General features: G+C 61.1%; 16 protein-coding genes. 6 read left to right on the forward strand and 10 right to left on the reverse strand.

Annotated features, from left to right (window positions below; all coding sequences use genetic code 11):
- Positions 1 to 82 precede the first annotated feature (82 nt).
- From D8U71_RS20290 to D8U71_RS20300, 3 genes are read left to right on the forward strand one after another with little or no spacing between them, the layout of a single operon-like run.
- A complete protein-coding gene (locus D8U71_RS20290) occupies positions 83 to 1,327 on the forward strand; it encodes an exonuclease SbcCD subunit D C-terminal domain-containing protein (protein ID WP_056789434.1) in 1,245 nt (414 codons plus the stop codon).
- Positions 1,324 to 4,986 carry an AAA family ATPase gene (locus tag D8U71_RS20295; protein ID WP_130888535.1) on the forward strand — a complete coding sequence of 1,221 codons (3,663 nt, stop codon included), beginning with the start codon at positions 1,324 to 1,326 and terminating at the stop codon, positions 4,984 to 4,986. Before D8U71_RS20290 ends, D8U71_RS20295 begins: the two co-directional genes overlap by 4 nt.
- Entirely contained in the window at positions 4,983 to 5,579 is a 597-nt protein-coding gene (locus D8U71_RS20300; protein WP_125927351.1) for a glutathione S-transferase, read from the forward strand. Before D8U71_RS20295 ends, D8U71_RS20300 begins: the two co-directional genes overlap by 4 nt.
- A gap of 124 nt (positions 5,580 to 5,703) precedes the next feature.
- Here the strand turns inward: D8U71_RS20300 and D8U71_RS20305 are convergent, their stop codons facing one another.
- The 8 genes from D8U71_RS20305 to D8U71_RS20350 all read right to left on the reverse strand — a co-directional run bounded on the left by D8U71_RS20305 (position 5,704) and on the right by D8U71_RS20350 (position 12,601).
- A complete protein-coding gene (locus D8U71_RS20305; protein ID WP_039763921.1) occupies positions 5,704 to 5,961 on the reverse strand; it encodes a hypothetical protein in 258 nt (85 codons plus the stop codon).
- Complete coding sequence (locus D8U71_RS20310) at positions 5,958 to 6,170, reverse strand: hypothetical protein (protein ID WP_039763920.1); 213 nt, start codon at positions 6,168 to 6,170, stop codon at positions 5,958 to 5,960. The genes D8U71_RS20305 and D8U71_RS20310 overlap by 4 nt, the downstream gene beginning before the upstream one ends.
- Before the next feature lie 398 nt (positions 6,171 to 6,568).
- Positions 6,569 to 6,748, reverse strand: coding sequence for a hypothetical protein (locus D8U71_RS20320; RefSeq protein WP_016775003.1), 180 nt, complete (start codon positions 6,746 to 6,748; stop codon positions 6,569 to 6,571).
- A 155-nt stretch (positions 6,749 to 6,903) separates the two neighbouring features.
- Positions 6,904 to 8,079, reverse strand: coding sequence for a lactonase family protein (locus D8U71_RS20325; RefSeq protein WP_130888536.1), 1,176 nt, complete (start codon positions 8,077 to 8,079; stop codon positions 6,904 to 6,906).
- Positions 8,066 to 8,377 carry a DUF5629 family protein gene (locus D8U71_RS20330; RefSeq protein ID WP_130888537.1) on the reverse strand — a complete coding sequence of 104 codons (312 nt, stop codon included), beginning with the start codon at positions 8,375 to 8,377 and terminating at the stop codon, positions 8,066 to 8,068. Before D8U71_RS20330 ends, D8U71_RS20325 begins: the two co-directional genes overlap by 14 nt.
- Positions 8,378 to 8,550: 173 nt before the next feature.
- Complete coding sequence (locus D8U71_RS20335) at positions 8,551 to 10,131, reverse strand: aldehyde dehydrogenase (NADP(+)) (RefSeq protein ID WP_130888538.1); 1,581 nt, start codon at positions 10,129 to 10,131, stop codon at positions 8,551 to 8,553.
- A 9-nt stretch (positions 10,132 to 10,140) separates the two neighbouring features.
- Positions 10,141 to 11,133, reverse strand: coding sequence for an AraD1 family protein (gene araD1 / locus D8U71_RS20340; protein WP_130888539.1), 993 nt, complete (start codon positions 11,131 to 11,133; stop codon positions 10,141 to 10,143).
- Between the two features lie 145 nt (positions 11,134 to 11,278).
- A complete protein-coding gene (locus D8U71_RS20350) occupies positions 11,279 to 12,601 on the reverse strand; it encodes an MFS transporter (RefSeq protein ID WP_024013183.1) in 1,323 nt (440 codons plus the stop codon).
- A gap of 192 nt (positions 12,602 to 12,793) precedes the next feature.
- Here D8U71_RS20350 and D8U71_RS20355 point away from each other — a divergent pair, with 192 nt between their 5' ends.
- Both D8U71_RS20355 and D8U71_RS20360 read left to right on the forward strand, forming a co-directional pair.
- Entirely contained in the window at positions 12,794 to 14,530 is a 1,737-nt protein-coding gene (locus D8U71_RS20355) for an IlvD/Edd family dehydratase (RefSeq protein WP_024013184.1), read from the forward strand.
- Positions 14,531 to 14,726: 196 nt separating this feature from the next.
- The gene (locus D8U71_RS20360; protein ID WP_024013185.1) at positions 14,727 to 15,446 is read left to right on the forward strand and encodes a FadR/GntR family transcriptional regulator; all 720 of its coding nucleotides are present in this window, start codon (positions 14,727 to 14,729) and stop codon (positions 15,444 to 15,446) included.
- Between the two features lie 264 nt (positions 15,447 to 15,710).
- Here the strand turns inward: D8U71_RS20360 and D8U71_RS20365 are convergent, their stop codons facing one another.
- Together D8U71_RS20365 and D8U71_RS20370 are read right to left on the reverse strand one after the other, a co-directional pair.
- Positions 15,711 to 18,095 (reverse strand): RND family transporter, encoded by a 2,385-nt coding sequence (locus D8U71_RS20365; RefSeq protein WP_024013186.1) that lies wholly within the window; start codon positions 18,093 to 18,095, stop codon positions 15,711 to 15,713.
- Positions 18,092 to 19,135, reverse strand: a complete 1,044-nt coding sequence (locus tag D8U71_RS20370) for a YCF48-related protein (RefSeq protein ID WP_122507913.1) — start codon at positions 19,133 to 19,135, stop codon at positions 18,092 to 18,094. The genes D8U71_RS20365 and D8U71_RS20370 overlap by 4 nt, the downstream gene beginning before the upstream one ends.
- A 461-nt stretch (positions 19,136 to 19,596) precedes the next feature.
- On the opposite strand from D8U71_RS20370, the gene D8U71_RS20380 reads away from it, so the two are divergent.
- Entirely contained in the window at positions 19,597 to 20,187 is a 591-nt protein-coding gene (locus D8U71_RS20380; protein WP_007968626.1) for an amino acid synthesis family protein, read from the forward strand.
- Positions 20,188 to 20,209: the final 22 nt, after the last annotated feature.

Consider the following 20,209-nt stretch of genomic DNA (forward strand, 5'->3'; position numbering starts at 1 on the left):
GCAATAATCTGTAAACTCTCCCCTCTTTCGCCGCCCTCATTTCATCTGCGGCCATCACCTCTTTTCTGTAGCGGAGTCCACCTTGCGTCTGTTCCACACCTCCGACTGGCACCTTGGGCAAAACCTGCACGGCCAGGAGCGCGATTTCGAGCACGCGTGTTTTCTCGAATGGCTGCTGCGCCAGTTGCACTTGGCGCAGCCGGATGTGCTGCTGATCGCCGGGGACATCTTCGATACGGTCAATCCGCCGGTCAAAGCTCAGGAACGCCTCTACGATTTCATCGTCAGCGCTCACGAACAGCAGCCGTTGCTGACCATTGTGATGATCGCCGGCAACCATGATTCCGGTTCGCGGATCGAGCTGCCGGCGCCGTTGATGCGGCGTTTGCGCACCCATGCGTTGGGTCGGGTGCTGTGGCTGGATGACGGGCAGCTCGACGCCGAACGTTTGTTGCTGCCGCTGCCGAATGCCCAAGGAGAAATCGCCGCGTGGTGTCTGGCGCTGCCGTTCTTGCGCCCGGCGGAAGTCACTGGCGCGCATCTGGGTGACAACTATCTGCGCGGCATCGGTCAGGTGCATGAATGGCTGATCGCGGCGGCGAATGCCAAGCGCCAGCCCGGGCAGGCGTTGATCGCTATCAGCCACGCGCACATGGCCGGGGGCTCGGTGTCGGAGGATTCCGAGCGCAGCCTGATCATCGGCAATGCTGAAGCGCTACCCGCCAGCCTGTTCGGCGAAAGCATCAGCTATGTCGCCCTCGGCCATTTGCACAAGCCGCAGAAGGTCAACGGCGAGGAGCGCATTCGCTACAGCGGCTCGCCGATTCCGCTGTCGTTCTCCGAAATCGGTTATCAGCATCAGATTCTCGATGTGGTCCTCGACGGTGAAACTCTGGTCAGCGTAGAGCCGAAACTGATCCCGCGCTCGGTCAATCTGCAGCGCATCGGCCCGGCGCCGCTGGCCGAGATTCTGCTGCAACTGGCTGACCTGCCGAACATCGATCTGCTCGCCGAAACCCAACGCCAACCATGGCTGGAAGTGCGCGTGCGCCTCGATGAGCCGCAGCCGGATCTGCGCCATCAAGTGGAAACCGCGCTGCAAGGCAAAGCCGTGCGTCTGGTGCGCATCGCCGCTGAATACGCCGGTAATCGTGGCGCCGATGGCAGCGATGACGGCAGCACGCTGATCGAGCTCGACCAGCTCACCCCGCAGGAACTGTTCAGCCGCGCCTGGCTCGACAACTACGGCAGCGAGGTCGACGAGCAGACGCTCAAGGACTTCGCCGAACTGCTGCAGGACGTGCAACTGGAGGGCGAGCAGCCATGAAAATTCTCGCCATTCGTTTGAAAAACCTAGCCTCGCTGGCCGGGCCGTTCGAGATTGATTTCACCGCTGAACCGCTGGCCAGCGCCGGTCTGTTCGCAATCACCGGCCCGACCGGCGCCGGCAAAAGCACGTTGCTCGATGCCTTGTGTCTGGCGCTGTTTGGCGCTGTGCCGCGCCTGAACAACACCGGCCGCGATGCGAAAGTCCCCGATGCTGACGGAGAGATCGCCACTGGCGACCCGCGCACCTTGCTGCGTCGCGGTACCGGCGAAGGCTACGCCGAAGTGGATTTTGTCGGCGTTGATGGCCGCCGCTATCGCGCGCGCTGGGAAGCCAATCGTGCTCGCGAGAAGGCTGGTGGCAAACTCCAGGCCAGTCGGCAGAGCCTGCGCGACATCGATCAGGATCAACTGCTCGCCAGCCAGAAAGGCGAATACAAAACCCAGCTCGAAGCCGCGCTGGGCTTGAACTTTGAACAGTTCACTCGCGCTGTGCTGCTGGCGCAGAGTGAGTTCAGTGCGTTCCTCAAGGCTGACGACAACGACCGCAGTGAACTGCTGGAAAAACTCACCGACACCGCGCTGTACACCCGCCTCGGCCGCCGCGCCTTCGACAAGACCAAAGAAGCCCGTGAAGCGCACAAGCAGTTGCAGGATCAGGCCACCGGTGTGACGCCTTTGGCGCCGGAAGCGCGCACCGAACTCGACGAGCGTTTCAACACCGCGCAGCAACAGATGAAGGCGCAACAGGCGCAGCTCAAACAACTTGAGCAACAACACGGTTGGCTGAAGGATTTGCGTCTGTTGCAGGAAGCGCAGCAAGCGGCCAGCGAACAACTGCAAACCGCGCAACAGCAATGGCAGGCACTGGCCGGCGAGAGGGTAAAACTGACGCGTCTGGAACAGCTTGGCCCGCAGCGTCATCAGTTCGCGCGCAAGGCCGAGCTCGATGCGCTGCTGACGCCACTGGCGACGCAGATTGCCGCGCACACCCAACAACACGCGGCGCTGGGCGAACGCCAGACGGAGCTGGAACAGAACCTCGACGCAGCGAAAGTCGCCCTGAGCGCAGCGCAACAACGCCAGAGCGAAAATGCGCCGTTGCTGCGTCAGGCATTCGAAGAGCAAAGCACCCTCGCCCGCCTGATCAAGGACACCGCCAGCAGTGCCGAAGCCCGGCAAGCGGCCGAGCAAGCGTTCAAGGATGGCCAGAGCGCGATTCAGGCTTTGCAGGAAAAGCAGACTGAAGTCGCCGCGCGTTTGCAACGCATCGCCGCGGAGCTTGAGCAGAGTGCCCATCTGGCGCCGTTGAGCGATGCCTGGAGCGCCTATCGCGACCGTCTGCAACAGCTGATGCTGATCGGCAACCGCATGAACAGGGGCCAGAGCGAACTGGCTTCCCTCGAACAGAACGCCGCGCGCAGTGCTGAGCAACTGGCCTCGCACAAACAGCAACTGGAAGTGCTGTTCAAAGAAGCTGGCGCAGAGCCGGACGCAGTCGCCGAACAGATCGGCCTGCTCGGCACCTTGCTGCAGGACAACCGCAAACAGCTGCGCGCAATCGAAGACCTGTCGCGCCTGTGGGCGTCTCAGCAGGATCTCGACAAGCGCAGCGCCGAGTTGCAACAACGCCAGCTCGACGCGCAGCAGCAACGCGAACGCTTGACCCAGGACGGTGTGAACACCAAGGCCGAACTGACCGTCGCCGAGCAGACCCTCAACGTCACTCGCGAGCTGCTTGAACGTCAGCGGCTGGCGCGCAGTGCCAGTGTCGAAGAGTTGCGCGCGCAGTTGCAGGACGATCAGCCCTGCCCGGTCTGCGGCAGCAACGAGCATCCCTATCACCAGCCCGAAGCACTGCTGCAAAGCCTTGGCCGTCACGATGAAAGCGAACAGGCCAACGCCCAGCAAGTGGTCGATCAGCTCAAGGAAAAACTGATCGAGCTGCGCGGCGAAGTCGGTGGCGTGATCGCGCAACAGAAAGAATTGCTCCAGCAACAAGAACAACTCGCGGCGCAGCAACAAGCCTTGGCCCCGAGCCTCGACGCGCATCCGCTGGCCGCGCAACTGTTCAATCAGGACGCCGACAAACGCGACGCCTGGCTCAGCCGCCAGACTGAGCAGTTGAACCAGAGCATCACTCAGGACGAACAACGCCAAAGTGCGCTGCTCACCTTGCAACAGGACGCGGCGCGCTTGTCGCAGCAATTGCGTCAGGCCGAGGTGGCGCATCAGCAGGCGGCGCAACAGCTGAGCCATCAGCAGCATGAACTCAACAGTGATCGTCAGCGCCTTGAAGAAGAACTCAGCACGTTCGGCCCGCTGCTGCCCGCCGACACCCTTGAGGCCTTGCGCCTGGAGCCGGCGGCAACGTTCATGCAGCTGGACCGGCAGATCGCCGAGCGTTTGACCCAGCTCGAACAGCAAAAGGAAGAGCTGAGCGAACAGCAGCAACGCCAGCAGACGTTGGAGAAAGAACAGGATCGTCAACAGCTGCGCACTCAGCAACTGCACAGCGCCGAGCAACAATTCATGGCGCTGACCGAGCAACAGCAAGGCTGTCAGGAAAAGCTCGCGCAGTTACTTGGCGAGCACGACAGCGCCGAGCACTGGCAGCAGCAGCTGGAACACGCGGTGGAACAGACGCGCGTCGCCGAAACCAGCACCGCTGAGGAGCTGCAAAGCGTGCGCACGCAACTGGTGCAGATCGCCGCTGAGCTCAAGGCCCAACAGGAACGCCTGCAAGCACTGCAAGCTGAAGACCTGGCACTCGCCGGCAAGATCGCTAATTGGCGCGCTAGCCATCCGGAACTGGATGACGGCGGCCTTGAAGACTTGCTGCGCTTCGACGACGCGCAAGTCGCCGAACTGCGCCAGACCCTTCAGCACAACGAAAAAGCCATCGAACAGGCGCAGGTCCTGTTGCAGGAGCGCGATCAGCGTCTGCTCGATCACCAGACCCGGCAGGACGGCAATCTTGACGCCGAACAGCTGGACAGCGCCCTCGCCGAGCTGCAGAACCAGTTCGCCGTCAGCGAACAGCAGTGCGCCGTCAGCGAACAGCAGTGCGCCGAACTGCGCGCCGAACAGGTTGAAGACCAGCGCCGGCAGAACGCCAATCAGGCGCTGGCCCAGCAGATCGCCGACGCCTATGCCGAGTACCAACGCTGGGCGCGGCTCAGTGCCTTGATCGGCTCGGCCACCGGCGACACCTTCCGCAAGATCGCCCAGGCCTACAACCTCGACCTGCTGGTGCATCACGCCAACGCGCAGCTGCGCCAACTGGTCAAACGCTATCGCCTCAAACGCGGCGGCAGCATGCTCGGCCTGCTGGTGATGGACACGGAAATGGGCGACGAACTGCGCTCGGTGCATTCGCTTTCCGGCGGCGAGACGTTCCTCGTATCACTCGCCCTTGCGCTGGGTCTGGCTTCGATGGCGTCGAGCACGCTGAAAATCGAATCGCTGTTTATCGATGAAGGCTTTGGCAGCCTTGATCCTGAATCCTTGCAGTTGGCGATGGACGCGCTCGATGGCTTGCAGGCGCAGGGACGCAAGGTCGCGGTGATTTCCCATGTGCAGGAAATGCACGAGCGGATTCCTGTGCAGATTCAGGTGCGGCGCCAGGGCAATGGTTTGAGCACGCTGGAGGTGAAATGAACACGCTGTATTCCTTCCGCCGCTGCCCTTACGCGATGCGTGCGCGAATGGCCCTGCGTTATACGGGCGTGCCGGTGGAGATTGTCGAAGTCAGTCTCAAGGACAAACCGGCGCAGATGCTCGCGCTCTCGCCCAAGGGCACCGTGCCGGTGCTGAATGCCGATGGCGTGGTGATCGATGAGAGTCTGCAGATCATGCGCTGGGCGTTGGCGCAGAATGATCCGGATGATTGGTTGCTGGCCGGCGACTCCTTCGCAGCGCTGTGGATGGAAAAACTGATTGAAGGTAATGATCAGATTTTCAAATCGGCTTTGAATCGCTACAAGTACGCCGAGCGCTACCCTGAGCAGCCGATGGAAGCTTATCGGGCTGAAGGTGCGTTGTTTCTGCAGAAACTGGATGAGCTGCTCGAAGGCCGCGATTATTTGCTCGCCGATCACCCAAGCCTCGCCGACATCGCCCTGCTGCCCTTCGTCCGACAGTTCGCTCACGTTGATCGCGAGTGGTTTGCGCAGACGCCGTATGTTCGCTTGCAGGCCTGGTTGCAGCGCTTGCTCGAATCCGAGCTGTTCATCTCGATCATGAAGAAGTAACCCTCTCTCCCTCTTGATCGTTCCCACGCTCCGCGTGGGAATGCAGCCGGGGACGCTCTGCGTCCCATTGGAACGCGGAGCGTCCCTTGAGGCATTCCCACGCAGAGCGTGGGAACGATCTTCGTCAGGCCAGGGCGTTGCACATGCCCAGCGCCATGCAATCCACTTCAAACGGCCCGAGAAAATCCACCGCGACCTTGACCGGTGGATTGCCGGCCATCAGCCCCAGCGTGTTGGCGCGTTCAATGTTGTGCGCGATGTTGTGGTTGGCCTCTATGGCCCGGGCCAAACCTCCCACCGAGCCCTGGCCAAACCCCAGGAGTGAGGCGCCGTTGGTCATCAGCGCGAGGCTGGCGATGACCCAGAGTCTGTAGCCTTTCATGCGCCGCCGACTCCTGCGAGTTCGGCCCTGTCGACCATGGCGCTTTGCGAGCGCAGTTCGAACTGGATGCCGGGGTGGGCGACGTCGATCGGGGCGTCGAAGCTGTGTTCCATCTGTGCGCCGATGCTGACGAACAGCACCACGGCCAGGTACAGACCAATGGCCAGGTAGGCGCCGCGTTTGGCGGAAGTGAGGATTGCGCTGGCCATGGTGTTCTCCGTGGGCAAAGGTTTCGATGGCCACAGAATCAATCAAAAAAGCCGAAGCAACCACTCAGGGTTTGCAATGGTGAATATCAGCTTCGTTGATTATTTAGAGGCTCTATTTGCCGGCGAGAGAAAACCTATGAGTGCAGAACGCGCGCGCGTGTAGAAGCTGCCGAAGGCTGCGTTCTTCTGATTGATCGTTCCCACGCTCCGCGTGGGAATGCCTCAAGGGACGCTCCGCGTTCCAATGGGACGCGGAGCGTCCCGGGCTGCGTTCCCACGCAGAGCGTGGGAACGATCAGGTTACGCGCGCGCGTAGAAGCTGCCGAAGGCTGCGATCTTTTGACGATGAAGATCAAGAGATCGCAGCCTTCGGCAGCTCCTACAGGAGAACGGTGCGCTCAGGCTTGGGTTTTGTGATCCAGCGCGGCGTAGAAGTTGGCGCTTTGTTGCAGGTATTTCTGGGTGTAGCTCTGGGTGTGGGATTTTTTGCTGGCGATTTCGACGTTGGCACCGGCTGGCAATACCACGGTGGCAGAAATGGCGGAAGCGGCGATGACGGAGAAGAGATTGAAGTTCATGGCGGTAACCCTCGTGTTCGTTTGCTTGGTTTGCCCGGCGGGCTGTGAAACAAACGTAACGCTCGAGGGTTGCCTCCTTGAAATCTTTTGTAGCATTAGCCGTTATCAGTGTAATTAATACATCGACGCAGGCCCCGTAGACCGGGGCCTGTGGCTTATTGTCGCACCAGGAATTTCAGATCGCTTGGCGCGTCCATCGGCAGTTTTTGCACGGTTTTGCCCAGCAGACCGGTCTTGGCATCGCGTTCGACGACGACAATCTGGTTGCTCTTCTGGTTGGCAATCAAGACGAATTTACCGCTCGGATCAAGGGCAAACTCGCGCGGGTGATCACCTTCGACCGAGCGCTTTTGCAGCTCTTTGAGCTGACCGGTCGCAGGATCAATGCCGAACACTACGAGCTGATTGGCCGTGCCGCGATTGCTCACGTAGAGAAACTTGCCGTCAGCCGAGGCATGCAGCGCCGCGCCGGCCTTGTCCGAGGTTGGCTGGCCCGCCGCGAGATCGACCAGCTGCGTCTGGGTCAGCACGCCGTCGTTGTAGTCGAACACCGCAACCTGCGCGCTCATCTCCATGGTCAGCCAGGCGTGTTTGCCATCAGCGCTGAACAGCAGATGACGCGGGCCGCTGCCGGCCGGCAAGGCTACCGAGGCGGTTTTCGCCGGGGTTAGCGGCAGGTGCGGGTTGGCCTTCGGGTCGTACTGATAGATGAAAACCTTGTCCGCGCCCAAATCATTGGAGAACACATAGCGCCCGTCCGGCGACGACACGGTCGAGTGCACGTGATTGGAAGCCTGACGCTCAGGGTTGACCCGACTGGCCGGGTGGCCGCTCATCTGCACCACCGGTTTCAGCTGGCCGTCGGCATCGACCGGCAATACCGCCAGGGTGCCGCCCGGATCTTCCATCACCGAGTAGTTGCTGACGAACAGGTGTCTGGCATCAGCGCTGAGGCTGGAATGGGTCGGCTCGTTACCGAGGCTCTGCACTTGATTGATCAGGCTCAGCGCATGGGTTTTCGGGTCGATGGCGAAGCTGCTGACGCGGCCGACCGGATCGGTCTGGCCCGGGCCGTTTTCGTTGACCACGAACAAGCGCTTCTGGTCTTTCGAGAGGGTCAGCCAGGACGGGTTTTCGGTCTTGACCACTTGCAGCGGCTTGGCGTCGATCTGGCCGGTGGCGCTGTCGAACTGCATGCGGTAGATGCCTTGGCTGGAACCGGCGGTGTAGGAGCCGACCAGCAACTGCAAGGTGTCGGCAGAGGCGCTGGAAAGCCCCATCGCGCCGACGCTGCCGGCCATCAGCAAAGGCCAGAAGTTACGCATTTTCATTATTGTCATCCTCATCGTCGCTGCTGCTGACTACGTCGCCGAGGCACACCAGACGATGCTCGCCCGTGGTCTTGGTGTCGCTGGCGTAACCGACGATCAGCCAGCTCTGCAGCGTCTCATCGAACGTCGCTTGCGCGACCTGCGCCGGGGTGAATTGCCAGTGCTTGGCTTCGCGGCCATCGATGCATTCGATGTGCAGGTTATCGTCCTCGTCGAGGGCGAATTCGAAGGCGTGCAGGCCATCGATTTCGACCATACCGCAGTGTTCGAGGGCGTTGAGAAGGGTTTGGGCAGTCATGGCAAACAGTCTTTCTAGGGGGGAAAGGGCCAATGATAGCCCAATGTGATCCAGAGGCCCCTGCTGGAACCTCTGTGGGAGCGAGCCTGCTCGCGAAGGCGGTGTGCCAGCTGATCGTTCCCACGCTCTGCGTGGGAACGATCAATCAAAGACACAGGAAATTACGGTGCTGGCTAGATCGCCTCACGCGATGGCTTGCCATCCACCAAACGCTGAATCCGCAGCGGGTTGGCGTTTTTCAGTGGTTCGGGCAGCAAGCTGTCCGGGTAGTTTTGGAAGCACACCGGGCGCAGGAAGCGATCGATCGCCAGCGTGCCCACTGACGTGCCGCGCGCATCGGACGTCGCCGGGTACGGCCCGCCGTGCACCATCGAATCGCACACTTCGACACCGGTCGGATAACCGTTGAGCAGGATGCGCCCGACCTTCTGTTCCAGCAGCGGCGTCAGTTCGGCGAATTGCTCGAAATCAGACGGCTCGCCGATGATCGTCGCGGTCAACTGACCGTGCAGGCCGTGCAGCGCCGCGCTCAGTTGTGCCTGATCGGCCACTTCGACGATTACTGTGGTGGGGCCGAACACTTCTTCCTGCAGCACTTCGTCACCGTTGATCAACAGGCTGACATCGGCCTTGAACAACTGCGGCTGCGCCTGATTGCCCTGCTGCGGATTACCGGCCAGATGCTCGATGCCGCTGTGCGCCAGAAGCTTTTCCAGGCCTTTGCCATAGCTGCCGAGGGTGCCGGCGTTGAGCATGGTTTGCGCCGGTTGATCACCGATTGCAGCGGCGACTTGCTGTACAAACGCGCTGAACTGCGGCGAGCGAATACCGATGACCAGACCCGGGTTGGTGCAGAACTGACCGCAACCCTGAACCACCGAAGCGGTGAGGTCGCGCGCGACGGTTTCCGAACGTGTGGCCAGTGCCTGCGGCAGCACGATGACCGGGTTGATGCTCGACATCTCGGCGAACACCGGAATCGGTTGCGGACGTGCGGCAGCCATGTCGCACAAGGCGCGACCGCCCTTCAGCGAACCGGTGAAACCAACGGCCTGAATCGCCGGATGCTTGACCAGCCATTCGCCGACGCCGCCACCGTAGATCATGTTGAACACGCCAGCGGGCATACCGGTTTTTTCTGCTGCACGAATGATCGCGTCGGCGACCAGTTCAGCGGTGGCCATGTGGCCGCTGTGGGCCTTGAACACAACCGGGCAACCGGCGGCCAGTGCTGCTGCGGTATCGCCACCGGCAGTGGAGAACGCCAGCGGAAAGTTGCTCGCACCAAACACCGCAACCGGGCCGAGGCCGATGCGGTACTGACGCAGATCCGGACGTGGCAGCGGCTGGCGATCCGGCAATGCCTGATCGATGCGTGCGCCGTAGAAATCACCGCGACGCAGAACTTTGGCGAACAGACGCATCTGCCCGCTGGTGCGACCACGCTCGCCCTGAATGCGCCCGGCTGGCAGTGCGGTTTCGCGGCAGACCACGGCGACGAAATCGTCGCCAAGCGCATCCAGCTCATCCGCGACCGCATCGAGGAACTGCGCGCGACGTTCGGCGCTAAGGCTGCGATAGGTCGGGTAAGCCGCAGCGGCGGCCTTGGCAGCGGCGTCGACTTCTTCGGCCGTGGCCTGAATGAAATCATGCGGCAGGGCTTCGCCAGTGCTGGCGTCGACCGAGTGCAGTTTGACGCTGCCGGCGGCGCTGCGCTGACCGCCGATGTAGTTGTGACCGAGAATCTGAGTCATGGGATCTCCTTAAAGGGTGCCGATGCTGTCCGGTTCAAAAGCCGCCTGAACCGGTGCGATACCGTTGATTAGCGCAGCGCCGAAATCGGCCTGGCTGATCTCGAACGTGTCGCCCGGCTGGGTGCGGATGCCGTCGGCAAACGACAGGGTCGCAGTGCCGAAAAAGTGAATATGCACGTCGCCCGGACGCAGGAACTGACTGTATTTGAAGTGGTGGTACTCGAGGTTCGCCAGGCTGTGGCACATGTTGGCCTCGCCGCTGAGGAACTCGTTCTGCCAGAGCACTTCGCCGTCACGCAGGATTCGGCTGGTGCCGGCAAGGTGTTGAGGCAATTCACCGGTACGAAGTTCCGGGCCATAACTGCAACTGCGCAATTTCGAGTGCGCCAGGTACAGGTAATTCTTGCGTTCCATGACGTGGTCGGAGAACTCGTTTCCGACGGCGAAACCGAGGCGATACGGCTTGCCATCGTTACCGATGACATACAGGCCGGCCATCTCCGGCTCTTCGCCGGCGTCTTCGGCGAACGGCGGCAGCGGGAACGGCTGCCCCGGACGCACGATAATGCTGCCGTCGCCCTTGTAGAACCACTCTGGTTGCACACCGGCCTGCCCCGCCGCCGGTTTGCCACCCTCCACGCCCCATTTGAAAATGCGCATGGTGTCGGTCATCGCCGCTTCATCGCCGGCCTGCTGGTGCATCTTGTCCCGGGCCGAAGCACTGCCCAGATGGGTCAGACCAGTACCGCTGACCAGCATGTGTGCCGGGTCCGGGTGATCCAGTGGCGGCAGGATGCGCAGGTCTTTGAGCAACTGCGCGTAGTCGTGGCTGGCACCGAGGCCGAGGCTTTGCACTTGCTGCTCAAGGGAGCTGCCGGCCTCGATTGCAGCCAGGGCCAGATCACGGACACTGCGGGCGTCCTCGACTTCGCGGACCTGACCGTTGTCGACCACGCCGACACGGCGCTCGCCGTTGGGTAATTCGAATTGAACCAGATGCATGATTTTCTCCTATTCCCTCAAAACACCGCCGATCCACTGTGGGAGCGAGCTTGCTCGCGAAAGCGGTGTATCAGTCACCTCAAATGTTGAATGTGCCGACCTCTTCGCGAGCAGGCTCGCTCCCACAGGGGCCAGTGTTGGTCAGTCAGGTGCGGGTCGCGCCACGGGCGCTGGCGGCAAACTGGTCGACGGGCAGAACGTGCTTGCGCTCCAGCACGCGATAAACGATGCCGGTCAGAATTAGCCCGAACACCATCACGCCCGAGAGGAAGTAGAGTCCGGACGCCAGATTGCCGGTGTATTCCTTCAAAGCGCCGATCACGAACGGCCCGATATAACCGCCGAGGTTGCCGACCGAGTTGATCAAGGCAATCCCCGCCGCCGCACTCGCGCCGGCAAAGAACCGCCCCGGCAATGTCCAGAACACCGCGGTGCACGAGAACAACGCGAACGCCACCAGACACAGCGCCGCCAGTTGCGCTACCGGCAGCGACAGCCAGGCACTGAGGAACAGGCCCAGCGCACCGAGCACATAGAGCACCGCCAAGTGGCCGTAGCGATCATTCAAACGGTCGGAGCTGCGCGGAATGATCAGCAGGCCGATGATCCCGAAAATGTATGGCACCGACGAGACGAACCCGGTGACCAGATCGCTGCCGCCGAACTGTTTGATCAGCGTCGGCAGCCACAGGCCGAGGCCATAAATGCTCAGGGTCACCGGCAGATAGAACAGCGCCAGCAGCAACACGCGTTTGTCTTTCAGCGCATGCAGCGGATTGCCGTGACGGGTCTGGCCGTACTCCTGCAAATCCTTTTTCAGTTCGCCGGTCAGCCAGTCTTTTTCCGCCTGATCCATCCACTTCACTTGCTGCGGGCCGTCCGGCAGCCAGCGCAGGACCGGCCAGGTCAGCAGGATCGCCGGGGTGCCGATGACGATGAACAGCCACTGCCAGCCGTGCAGGCCGAGGATGCCGTCCATGCCCAGCAAACCACCGGACACGGGACCGGTGATCATCATCGCGATCGGTTGCGAGAGGATGAAAAGGCCAAGGATCTTGCCGCGATGGCGCACCGGGAACCATTGGGTGATGTAGTACAGCACGCCGGGGAAGAAGCCCGCCTCGGCCGCGCCGAGCAGAAAGCGCATCACATAGAAGCTGTGCGGCCCTTGCACGAAGGCCATGCCGATGGTGATCGCGCCCCAGGTGATCATGATCCGCGCGAACCAGCGCCGCGCGCCGAAGCGTTCGAGCATCAGGTTGCTGGGAATCTCTAAAAGAAAGTAACCAATGAAAAACAACCCGGCACCGAGGCCGTAGGCGGCATCGCCGATGCCGATGTCGGCGCCCATGTGCAGCTTGGCGAAGCCGACGGCGGAGCGATCCACATAGGCGATCAGGTACAGCAGGATCAGGAAGGGAATCAGTTTCAGTGTGATGCGCCGGACAAGCCGCAATTCCTGGCTCATGAGATCGGTCTCCGATTGTTGTTTTTATAGAACCTCGGGGGACGCCTCTCGCCAAAACAGCCAGGGCCATCCCTCCGTCGAAAACGACTATATAGTAATACTAATTACCCAACAACTCTTCCAAAGCGCGGATTTTGAGCTTAGATTAAGCGTCAGCTCGCAAACAATAGTCTTACAATAAGAGAATCGATCATGTCTGATAAGAAACCCACCCTGCGCTCCGCCCAATGGTTTGGCACGGCCGACAAGAACGGCTTCATGTACCGCAGCTGGATGAAGAATCAGGGCATCGCCGACCATCAGTTCCACGGCAAGCCGATCATCGGCATCTGCAACACCTGGTCGGAACTGACTCCGTGCAACGCGCACTTCCGCCAGATCGCGGAGCACGTCAAACGCGGGGTGATCGAGGCCGGTGGTTTTCCGGTGGAGTTTCCGGTGTTCTCCAATGGCGAATCGAACCTGCGCCCGACTGCCATGCTCACCCGCAACCTGGCGAGCATGGACGTTGAAGAAGCGATTCGCGGCAACCCGATCGACGGCGTCGTGCTGCTCACCGGTTGCGACAAAACCACTCCAGCACTGCTGATGGGCGCGGCCAGTTGCGACGTGCCGGCCATCGTCGTCACCGGCGGGCCGATGCTCAACGGCAAGCACAAAGGCAAGGATATCGGCTCTGGGACCGTGGTCTGGCAGCTCAGCGAACAGGTCAAGGCCGGCACCATCACCATCGATGACTTCCTCGCGGCCGAGGGCGGCATGTCGCGTTCGGCGGGCACCTGCAACACCATGGGCACCGCGTCGACCATGGCGTGCATGGCTGAAGCGCTGGGCACTTCGCTGCCGCACAACGCCGCGATTCCGGCCGTAGATGCGCGCCGTTATGTGCTGGCGCACATGTCCGGCATGCGTGCGGTGGAGATGGTGCGTGAAGACCTGAAGCTGTCGAAGATCCTCACCAAGGAAGCCTTCGAAAACGCTATTCGTGTCAACGCTGCCATCGGCGGTTCGACCAACGCCGTGATCCACTTGAAAGCCATCGCCGGGCGCATCGGCGTCGAGCTGGATCTGGACGACTGGACCCGCATCGGTCGCGGCATGCCGACCATCGTCGACCTGCAACCGTCCGGGCGTTTCCTGATGGAAGAGTTCTACTACGCCGGTGGCTTGCCAGCGGTACTGCGTCGCCTCGGTGAAGCCAATCTGATCCCCAACCCGAATGCACTGACGGTCAACGGCAAGTCCATCGGCGAAAACACCAAGGACGCGCCGATCTACGGCGAAGACCAAGTGATCCGCACCCTCGACAATCCGATTCGCGCCGACGGTGGCATCTGCGTGTTGCGTGGCAATCTGGCGCCGTTGGGCGCGGTGCTCAAGCCGTCCGCCGCCACTGCTGAACTGATGCAGCATCGCGGGCGTGCGGTGGTGTTCGAGAACTTCGACATGTACAAGGCCCGGATCAACGATCCGGAGCTGGACGTCGATAAGGATTCGATTCTGGTGATGAAAAACTGCGGGCCGAAGGGTTATCCAGGCATGGCCGAAGTCGGCAACATGGGTTTGCCAGCCAAGCTGTTGGCAGAAGGCGTGACCGACATGGTGCGTATTTCCGATGCACGCATGAGCGGCACCGCGTACGGCACGGTGGTTTTGCACGTCGCCCCGGAAGCCGCAGCCGGCGGGCCTTTGGCGGCAGTAAAGGAAGGCGACTGGATCGAGCTCGATTGCGCCAGCGGCCGTTTGCATCTGGACATTCCGGATGCTGAACTGGCCGCGCGAATGGCCGATCTGCAAGCACCGCAACAGTTGCTGGTGGGCGGTTATCGTCAGCTGTACATCGACCACGTGCTGCAGGCGGATCAGGGTTGCGACTTTGACTTCCTGGTTGGCTGCCGTGGTGCCGAGGTTCCGCGCCACTCTCATTGACACCCCACTGATCGTTCCCACGCTCCGCGTGGGAATGCAGCCCGGGACGCTCCGCGTCCCTTTCAGAGCTGGAACGCGGAGCGTCCCTTGAGGCATTCCCACGCAGAGCGTGGGAACGATCATTGCCTACCTCAAGATTGTGCCGTGCCTGCTATGATGCGCGGCATCTCCATCGCTCAGGATCGCGCCACTCCCCATGGATTACCGCAAACCTTCCGACCGTAAAAGCATGCACTCGCGCATCGTCCAGGAACTGGGCATGCAGATCGTCTCCGGACGCTTTTTGCCCGACGACAAACTGCCCGCCGAAGCCCTGCTGTGCGAGGAGTACGCGGTCAGTCGGCCGGTGTTGCGCGAAGCCACGCGGGTGCTGGTGGCCAAGGGTCTGGTGTATTCCAAACCGCGCGTCGGCACCGTGGTCAAGGCCCGCCGTGAGTGGCACATGCTCGACCCGGACGTGCTGCACTGGCTGATGCAGAGCAGCCCGCAGAATGAATTCTTCAACGTGCTCACCAGCGTGCGCAGCATCATCGAACCGGCCGCCGCCGCCCTCGCCGCTCAGCATGCGACCGATGCCGACATCGCTGCGATCAACGAAGCCTACCAACGCATGGAAGCCGCGCCGACCCCGGAAGCGCTTTTGCAACCGGACCTGGACTTCCACAGCCGCATCGCCGATGCGACGCACAACGACCTGCTGGCGAACCTGTGCAACATGTTGGCGGTAGCAATTGCCGAGGCGTTGAAGCATTCCAATCAACGGCCGAATCTGCATGAACTGGCGCTGCCGCGCCACAAGGCGATCCTGACCGCCATCGAGAACCGCGATGCCCTGGGCGCCCGGCATGCGACGCTGGTGCAGCTGGATGATGCGCGTAGTGCGTTGAGTGTTGTGCTTGGCGCAGAGCTTTCTTAGGGCTTGAGATCGCTTGCCCTCACCCTAGCCCTCTCCCAGAGGTAGAGGGGACCGATTGGGGGATATTTGAGATTTACGCCGACTTGAACGTTCTGCTGTGAATCCATAACCGACTCGGTATTTCAGGTCGATATATCTAGCCGCACCCCTCGGTCAGTCCCCTCTCCCTCCGGGAGAGGGCTAGGGTGAGGGGCTCTTGATCTTGGACCACAAAAAAAGCCGCAACCCATCAAGGTTGCGGCTTTGTCGTTTCAGCCTGTCAGATCAGTGGGCAAACAGCGAATTGCCCTTCTGCCCCGCCAGCTTCTCAGGCTTGATCAGGAACTTGGCCAGCGCTGGCAGCAGCCACAGCGCACCGAACATGTTCCACAGCAGCATGAAGGTCAGCATCAGACCCATGTCGGCCTGGAACTTGATCGCCGAGAAGATCCAGGTGCACACGCCGATCGCCAGGCACAGGCCGGTGAACAGCACCGCTTTACCGGTCGACTTCAGGGTCTGGTAATAGGCTTCCTGCAACGGCAGCCCGGCACGCAGGAAACTTTCGAGGCGGCTGTAGATGTAGATGCCATAATCCACGCCGATCCCCACACCCAACGCCACCACCGGCAGCGTCGCGACTTTCACGCCGATGCCCATGAACGCCATCAGCGCGTTGCCGAGCACCGAGGTGAGCACCAGCGGCAAGACGATGCACAGGGTCGCTGCCCATGAGCGGAAGGTGATCATGCACATCACTGCCACGCAGATGTACACCAGAATCAGGATGGTCAGCTCAGCCTGTTTGATGACTTCGTTGGTGGCCGCTTCGATCCCGGCGTTACCGGCAGCGAGGATGAATTCCAGGCCATCCTTGTTGTTTTCCTTGGCAAACTCCTGCACCGCGTTGACCGCACGATCGAGGGTCTCAGCTTTGTGATCGTTGAGGAACACCAGCACTGGCGCCAGCGAGCAGCTGTTGTTGTACAGGCCATCGGCGCGGGCGATCGAGTTATTCAGTACGTCCGGGTTGCGCGACAGGGTTTCCCATTTCAGGTTGCCCTCGTTCATGCCCTTGATCATCTGCTTGGACACGGTCACCAGCGAGATCGCCGACTGTACGCCCTCGGTGTTCTGCATCTTCCACATCAGCTGATCGATCGGCGCCATGGCTTCGTAGCGCGAGCAGCCTTCGGCCTTGGTCTTGACCATCACCACGAGCACGTCGGAGCTGGTGGAGTAGTTGCTGATGATGAAGTTGTTGTCCTTGTTGTAACGCGAGTCCGGACGCAGTTCCGGCGCGCCCTGGTCGAGGTCGCCGATCTTCAGGTTCTGGCTGTACCAGAGGCCGCCACCGAAGGCGATCAGAGCCAAGGCTACCGAAATCGGTGCGACTTTCGGGCTGGCGAAGTTCGACAGCAGGCGCCAGAACGGGTGCTCGCGGTTGGCGTCCTTCTTGCTCTTGGCAATCGCGCGCTTGCTGATGCCGACATAGGAAATCGCCACCGGCAGCAGGATCAGGTTGGTGAACACGATCACCGCAACGCCGATAGACGCGCCGATGGCCAGTTCACGGATCACCCCGATGTCGATGATCAGCAGGGTGATGAAGCCCACCGCATCGGCCAGAATCGCGATCATCCCCGGCAGGAACAACTGGCGGAAGGTGCGTCGTGCCGCGGTCAGGGCGTTATCGGCCTCGCTGGATTGCAGGGCAATACCGTTGATCTTCTGCACGCCGTGGGAAATGCCGATGGCGAAAATCAGGAACGGCACCAGCATCGAATACGGGTCGAGCCCGAAGCCGAAGAAGTGCATCAACCCGAGCTGCCAGACCACCGCCACCAGCGTCGTGCTCAACACCGCGATGGTGCTGCGCAGGCAGTTGGTGAACCACAGCAGCAGGATCAGGGTGATGACGAAGGCGACCCCGAAGAACAGCACCACCATCACCAGACCGTCGATCAGGTCACCGACCTTCTTGGCGAAACCGACGATGTGGATCTTGATGTTGGGGTTCTGCGCTTCGAACTTGTTGCGGATCTTGTCTTCGAGCTCATGAGAGAACTGGCGATAGTCCAGCGCCAGCAACTTGCCTTGGTCCTGCGGGTCCGGATAGGCCTCCAGCAGTGGGATGTCGACGATGCTCGACTTGAAATCGTTGGCCACCAGACGCCCGACCTGGCCGGACTTGAGCACGTTGTTGCGCAGCAGATCGAGGCTGTCCTGGGAGCCGTTGTAGCTCTGCGGAATCACTTCACCGCCGGCGAAACCCTCTTCGGTCACTTCGGTCCAGCGTACGCTCGGGCTCCACAGCGATTTGAGGCCGGAACGGTCGACGCCGGAAATGTAGAACACTTCGTCGTTGATCTGGCGCAGGGTCTCCATGTACTCCTTGGAGAAGATGTCGCCGTCGGTGGCTTCCACCGAAATACGCACCGTGTTGCCCAGGTTCGCCAGATCGTTGCGGTGCTCCATCATCTTTTCGATGAAGGGATGCTGCAGCGGGATCATTTTTTCAAAACTGGTCGACGGCCGAATCAGCGTGGCCTGCCAGAACAGGAAAATGCTCACCACCAGGCAGATCAGGATCACGGCCGGACGGTTATTGAAGATCAGGCGCTCGAGAACCGTCGCCTTTTCCTGCTGAGGAGTGATCAAGGAAGTCATAGCCCCGCCTTCTTGTTATTGGTCTCGGCACCGTTTGGCTGGGTGATGTGCAAGCCACCCTGCCCGGTCAGAATCAGGTTGCCGTTGCCGGCGGCGGTGACCGACGACAGCGAAATGCGATCCGGGCGGTTGAACACGCTGAAGGTTTCGCCGTTGTCGCTGCTGCTGATCACCGAGCCGCCGTTACCGACGATGACGATCGAGCCGTCTTCCAGCAGCGTGCCGCCGGACAGGCCGAACTCCAGCGCACCGCGTGCAGCTTTGAGTTCGACCTGCTCCCAGTTGCTGCCGAAATCAGTGGAGCGATAAAGATTGCCGCGCAAGCCGTAAGCCAGCAGGGTCTGCGGCTGCGCCGTGCCGATCACGCCGAACAGTGAACCTTCGTACGGGCCTTCAAGCTTTTCCCAGGTCTGGCCGTCATCGGCGGAGCGGAACATGCTGCCGGACTCGCCGACGATAAACAGCCCGGCGTCTTTCACGGCGGCGATGGCGTTGAGGTGGAACTGGTCTTCGTTGTCGAGGCGATCGCTGACGTCTTCCCAGTGCTTGCCGCCATCGGAGGTTTCCAGCAGCGTGCCGTAGGCGCCCACGGCAAAGCCGCTGCTGGCGTCCTTGAACCAGACGTCGAGCAGCGGCGATTCGCGTGCGAGGTCTTCGAATTGTTTGGTCCAGGTCAGACCGCCGTCTGCGCTGGCGAGAATCTGTGCATCGTGGCCCACGGCCCAACCGTTTTTGTCATCGACGAAATACACGGCAGTGAGCAGTTGCCGGGTTGGCACCTTGGCCTGGGTCCAGGTTTTGCCCTGGTCATCGGAATAGACGATGTGCCCGCGATCGCCGACCGCGACCAGACGCGCGCCAGCGTGGACGACATCAAGAATCAGGCTTTTCGCGGCCTTGGCCGATTCGGTGGCATAGACCACGTCAGCCGGGGCCTCGGCGGCAATCACAGGTGCCGATAACGTGGCAAAGCCCAGCAGCGAGAGTGCTGTGGCCAGCAACGCGGTGTTGCGTAACGCCGGCGGGCGGCAACGACTCATAGACCTTCCCCTATTTATTATTGTTGGGCCATCGGGCCTTCAAGGGCGCCGCAAGGGTGCTCGGCTAGTGGCGTTTCAGAAGCATAGTCCTGAAACCCGCAATCCAGAGCCCCTTCGGAAGCTGGCTCATCCTATCGGGCTTTGCAAATGTCTGACAATCGGCGCCGCGTTATCTTTTGTTAACCGAAAGCGGCCCTCTGTAACCAAGGAATTCCCCTGTGGGAGCGAGCTTGCTCGCGAATGCGGTGTATCAGTCACCCTGTTTATTGGCTGACCCACCGCTTTCGCGAGCAGGCTCGCTCCCACAGGGTTTGTGGTGATGGGTGGTTTCGCGCCAAAGGCTGAATGCGCAGCCATTCGTAGGATGGATGACGCAATTGTCGCTGCGGGGACTTGCAGGATCGGTATTATGGTATACCATCAGACGCACAGACACTCTCAATCCCCCAACGGAGCAGCTCATGAGTTTCGAAATTCGCAAGATCGTCAGCTATGTCGAAGAAACCTTCATCGAAGGCGGCAAGGCTACTGACAAGCCGGTGACCATGGTCGGCCTCGCCGTGGTGATGAAGAACCCTTGGGTGGGCAACGGTTTTGTCGAAGACCTCAAGCCGCAGATTCGCGCCAACTGCTCCGACCTCGGCGCAATGATGGTCGAGCGTCTGGTCGGCATCATCGGCGGTGCCGAGAAGATCGAGGCCTACGGCAAAGCGGCGGTCGTCGGCGCTGATGGCGAGATCGAGCACGCGTCGGCGGTGATCCACACCCTGCGCTTCGGCAATCACTATCGCGAAGCGGTAAAAGCCAAGAGCTACCTGAGCTTTACCAACAAGCGCGGCGGCCCGGGCACGTCGATTCAGATCCCGATGATGCACAAGGACGACGAAGGCCTGCGTTCGCACTACATCACCCTGGAAATGCAGATCGAAGACGCGCCGCGTGCTGACGAAATCGTCGTCGTGCTCGGTTGCGCCGACGGTGGCCGCCTGCACCCGCGCATCGGCAACCGCTACATCGATCTGGAAGAACTGGCTGCCGAAAAAGCCCAGTAATCACAATAAAAAGGCATTGCAG

This window comes from Pseudomonas sp. Sample_21 (assembly GCF_004307525.1).
GTDB lineage: Bacteria > Pseudomonadota > Gammaproteobacteria > Pseudomonadales > Pseudomonadaceae > Aquipseudomonas > Aquipseudomonas atacamensis.

Coding starts and splice junctions, on each gene's coding strand:
- D8U71_RS20380 (WP_007968626.1), top strand. CDS start 19,597: ATGAGTTTCGAAATTCGCAAGATCGTCAGCTATGTCGAAGAAACCTTC.
- D8U71_RS20305 (WP_039763921.1), bottom strand. CDS start 5,961: ATGAAAGGCTACAGACTCTGGGTCATCGCCAGCCTCGCGCTGATGACC.
- D8U71_RS20310 (WP_039763920.1), bottom strand. CDS start 6,170: ATGGCCAGCGCAATCCTCACTTCCGCCAAACGCGGCGCCTACCTGGCC.
- D8U71_RS20355 (WP_024013184.1), top strand. CDS start 12,794: ATGTCTGATAAGAAACCCACCCTGCGCTCCGCCCAATGGTTTGGCACG.
- D8U71_RS20295 (WP_130888535.1), top strand. CDS start 1,324: ATGAAAATTCTCGCCATTCGTTTGAAAAACCTAGCCTCGCTGGCCGGG.
- D8U71_RS20350 (WP_024013183.1), bottom strand. CDS start 12,601: ATGAGCCAGGAATTGCGGCTTGTCCGGCGCATCACACTGAAACTGATT.
- araD1 (WP_130888539.1), bottom strand. CDS start 11,133: ATGCATCTGGTTCAATTCGAATTACCCAACGGCGAGCGCCGTGTCGGC.
- D8U71_RS20335 (WP_130888538.1), bottom strand. CDS start 10,131: ATGACTCAGATTCTCGGTCACAACTACATCGGCGGTCAGCGCAGCGCC.
- D8U71_RS20330 (WP_130888537.1), bottom strand. CDS start 8,377: ATGACTGCCCAAACCCTTCTCAACGCCCTCGAACACTGCGGTATGGTC.
- D8U71_RS20320 (WP_016775003.1), bottom strand. CDS start 6,748: ATGAACTTCAATCTCTTCTCCGTCATCGCCGCTTCCGCCATTTCTGCC.
- D8U71_RS20325 (WP_130888536.1), bottom strand. CDS start 8,079: ATGAAAATGCGTAACTTCTGGCCTTTGCTGATGGCCGGCAGCGTCGGC.
- D8U71_RS20300 (WP_125927351.1), top strand. CDS start 4,983: ATGAACACGCTGTATTCCTTCCGCCGCTGCCCTTACGCGATGCGTGCG.
- D8U71_RS20360 (WP_024013185.1), top strand. CDS start 14,727: ATGGATTACCGCAAACCTTCCGACCGTAAAAGCATGCACTCGCGCATC.
- D8U71_RS20370 (WP_122507913.1), bottom strand. CDS start 19,135: ATGAGTCGTTGCCGCCCGCCGGCGTTACGCAACACCGCGTTGCTGGCC.
- D8U71_RS20365 (WP_024013186.1), bottom strand. CDS start 18,095: ATGACTTCCTTGATCACTCCTCAGCAGGAAAAGGCGACGGTTCTCGAG.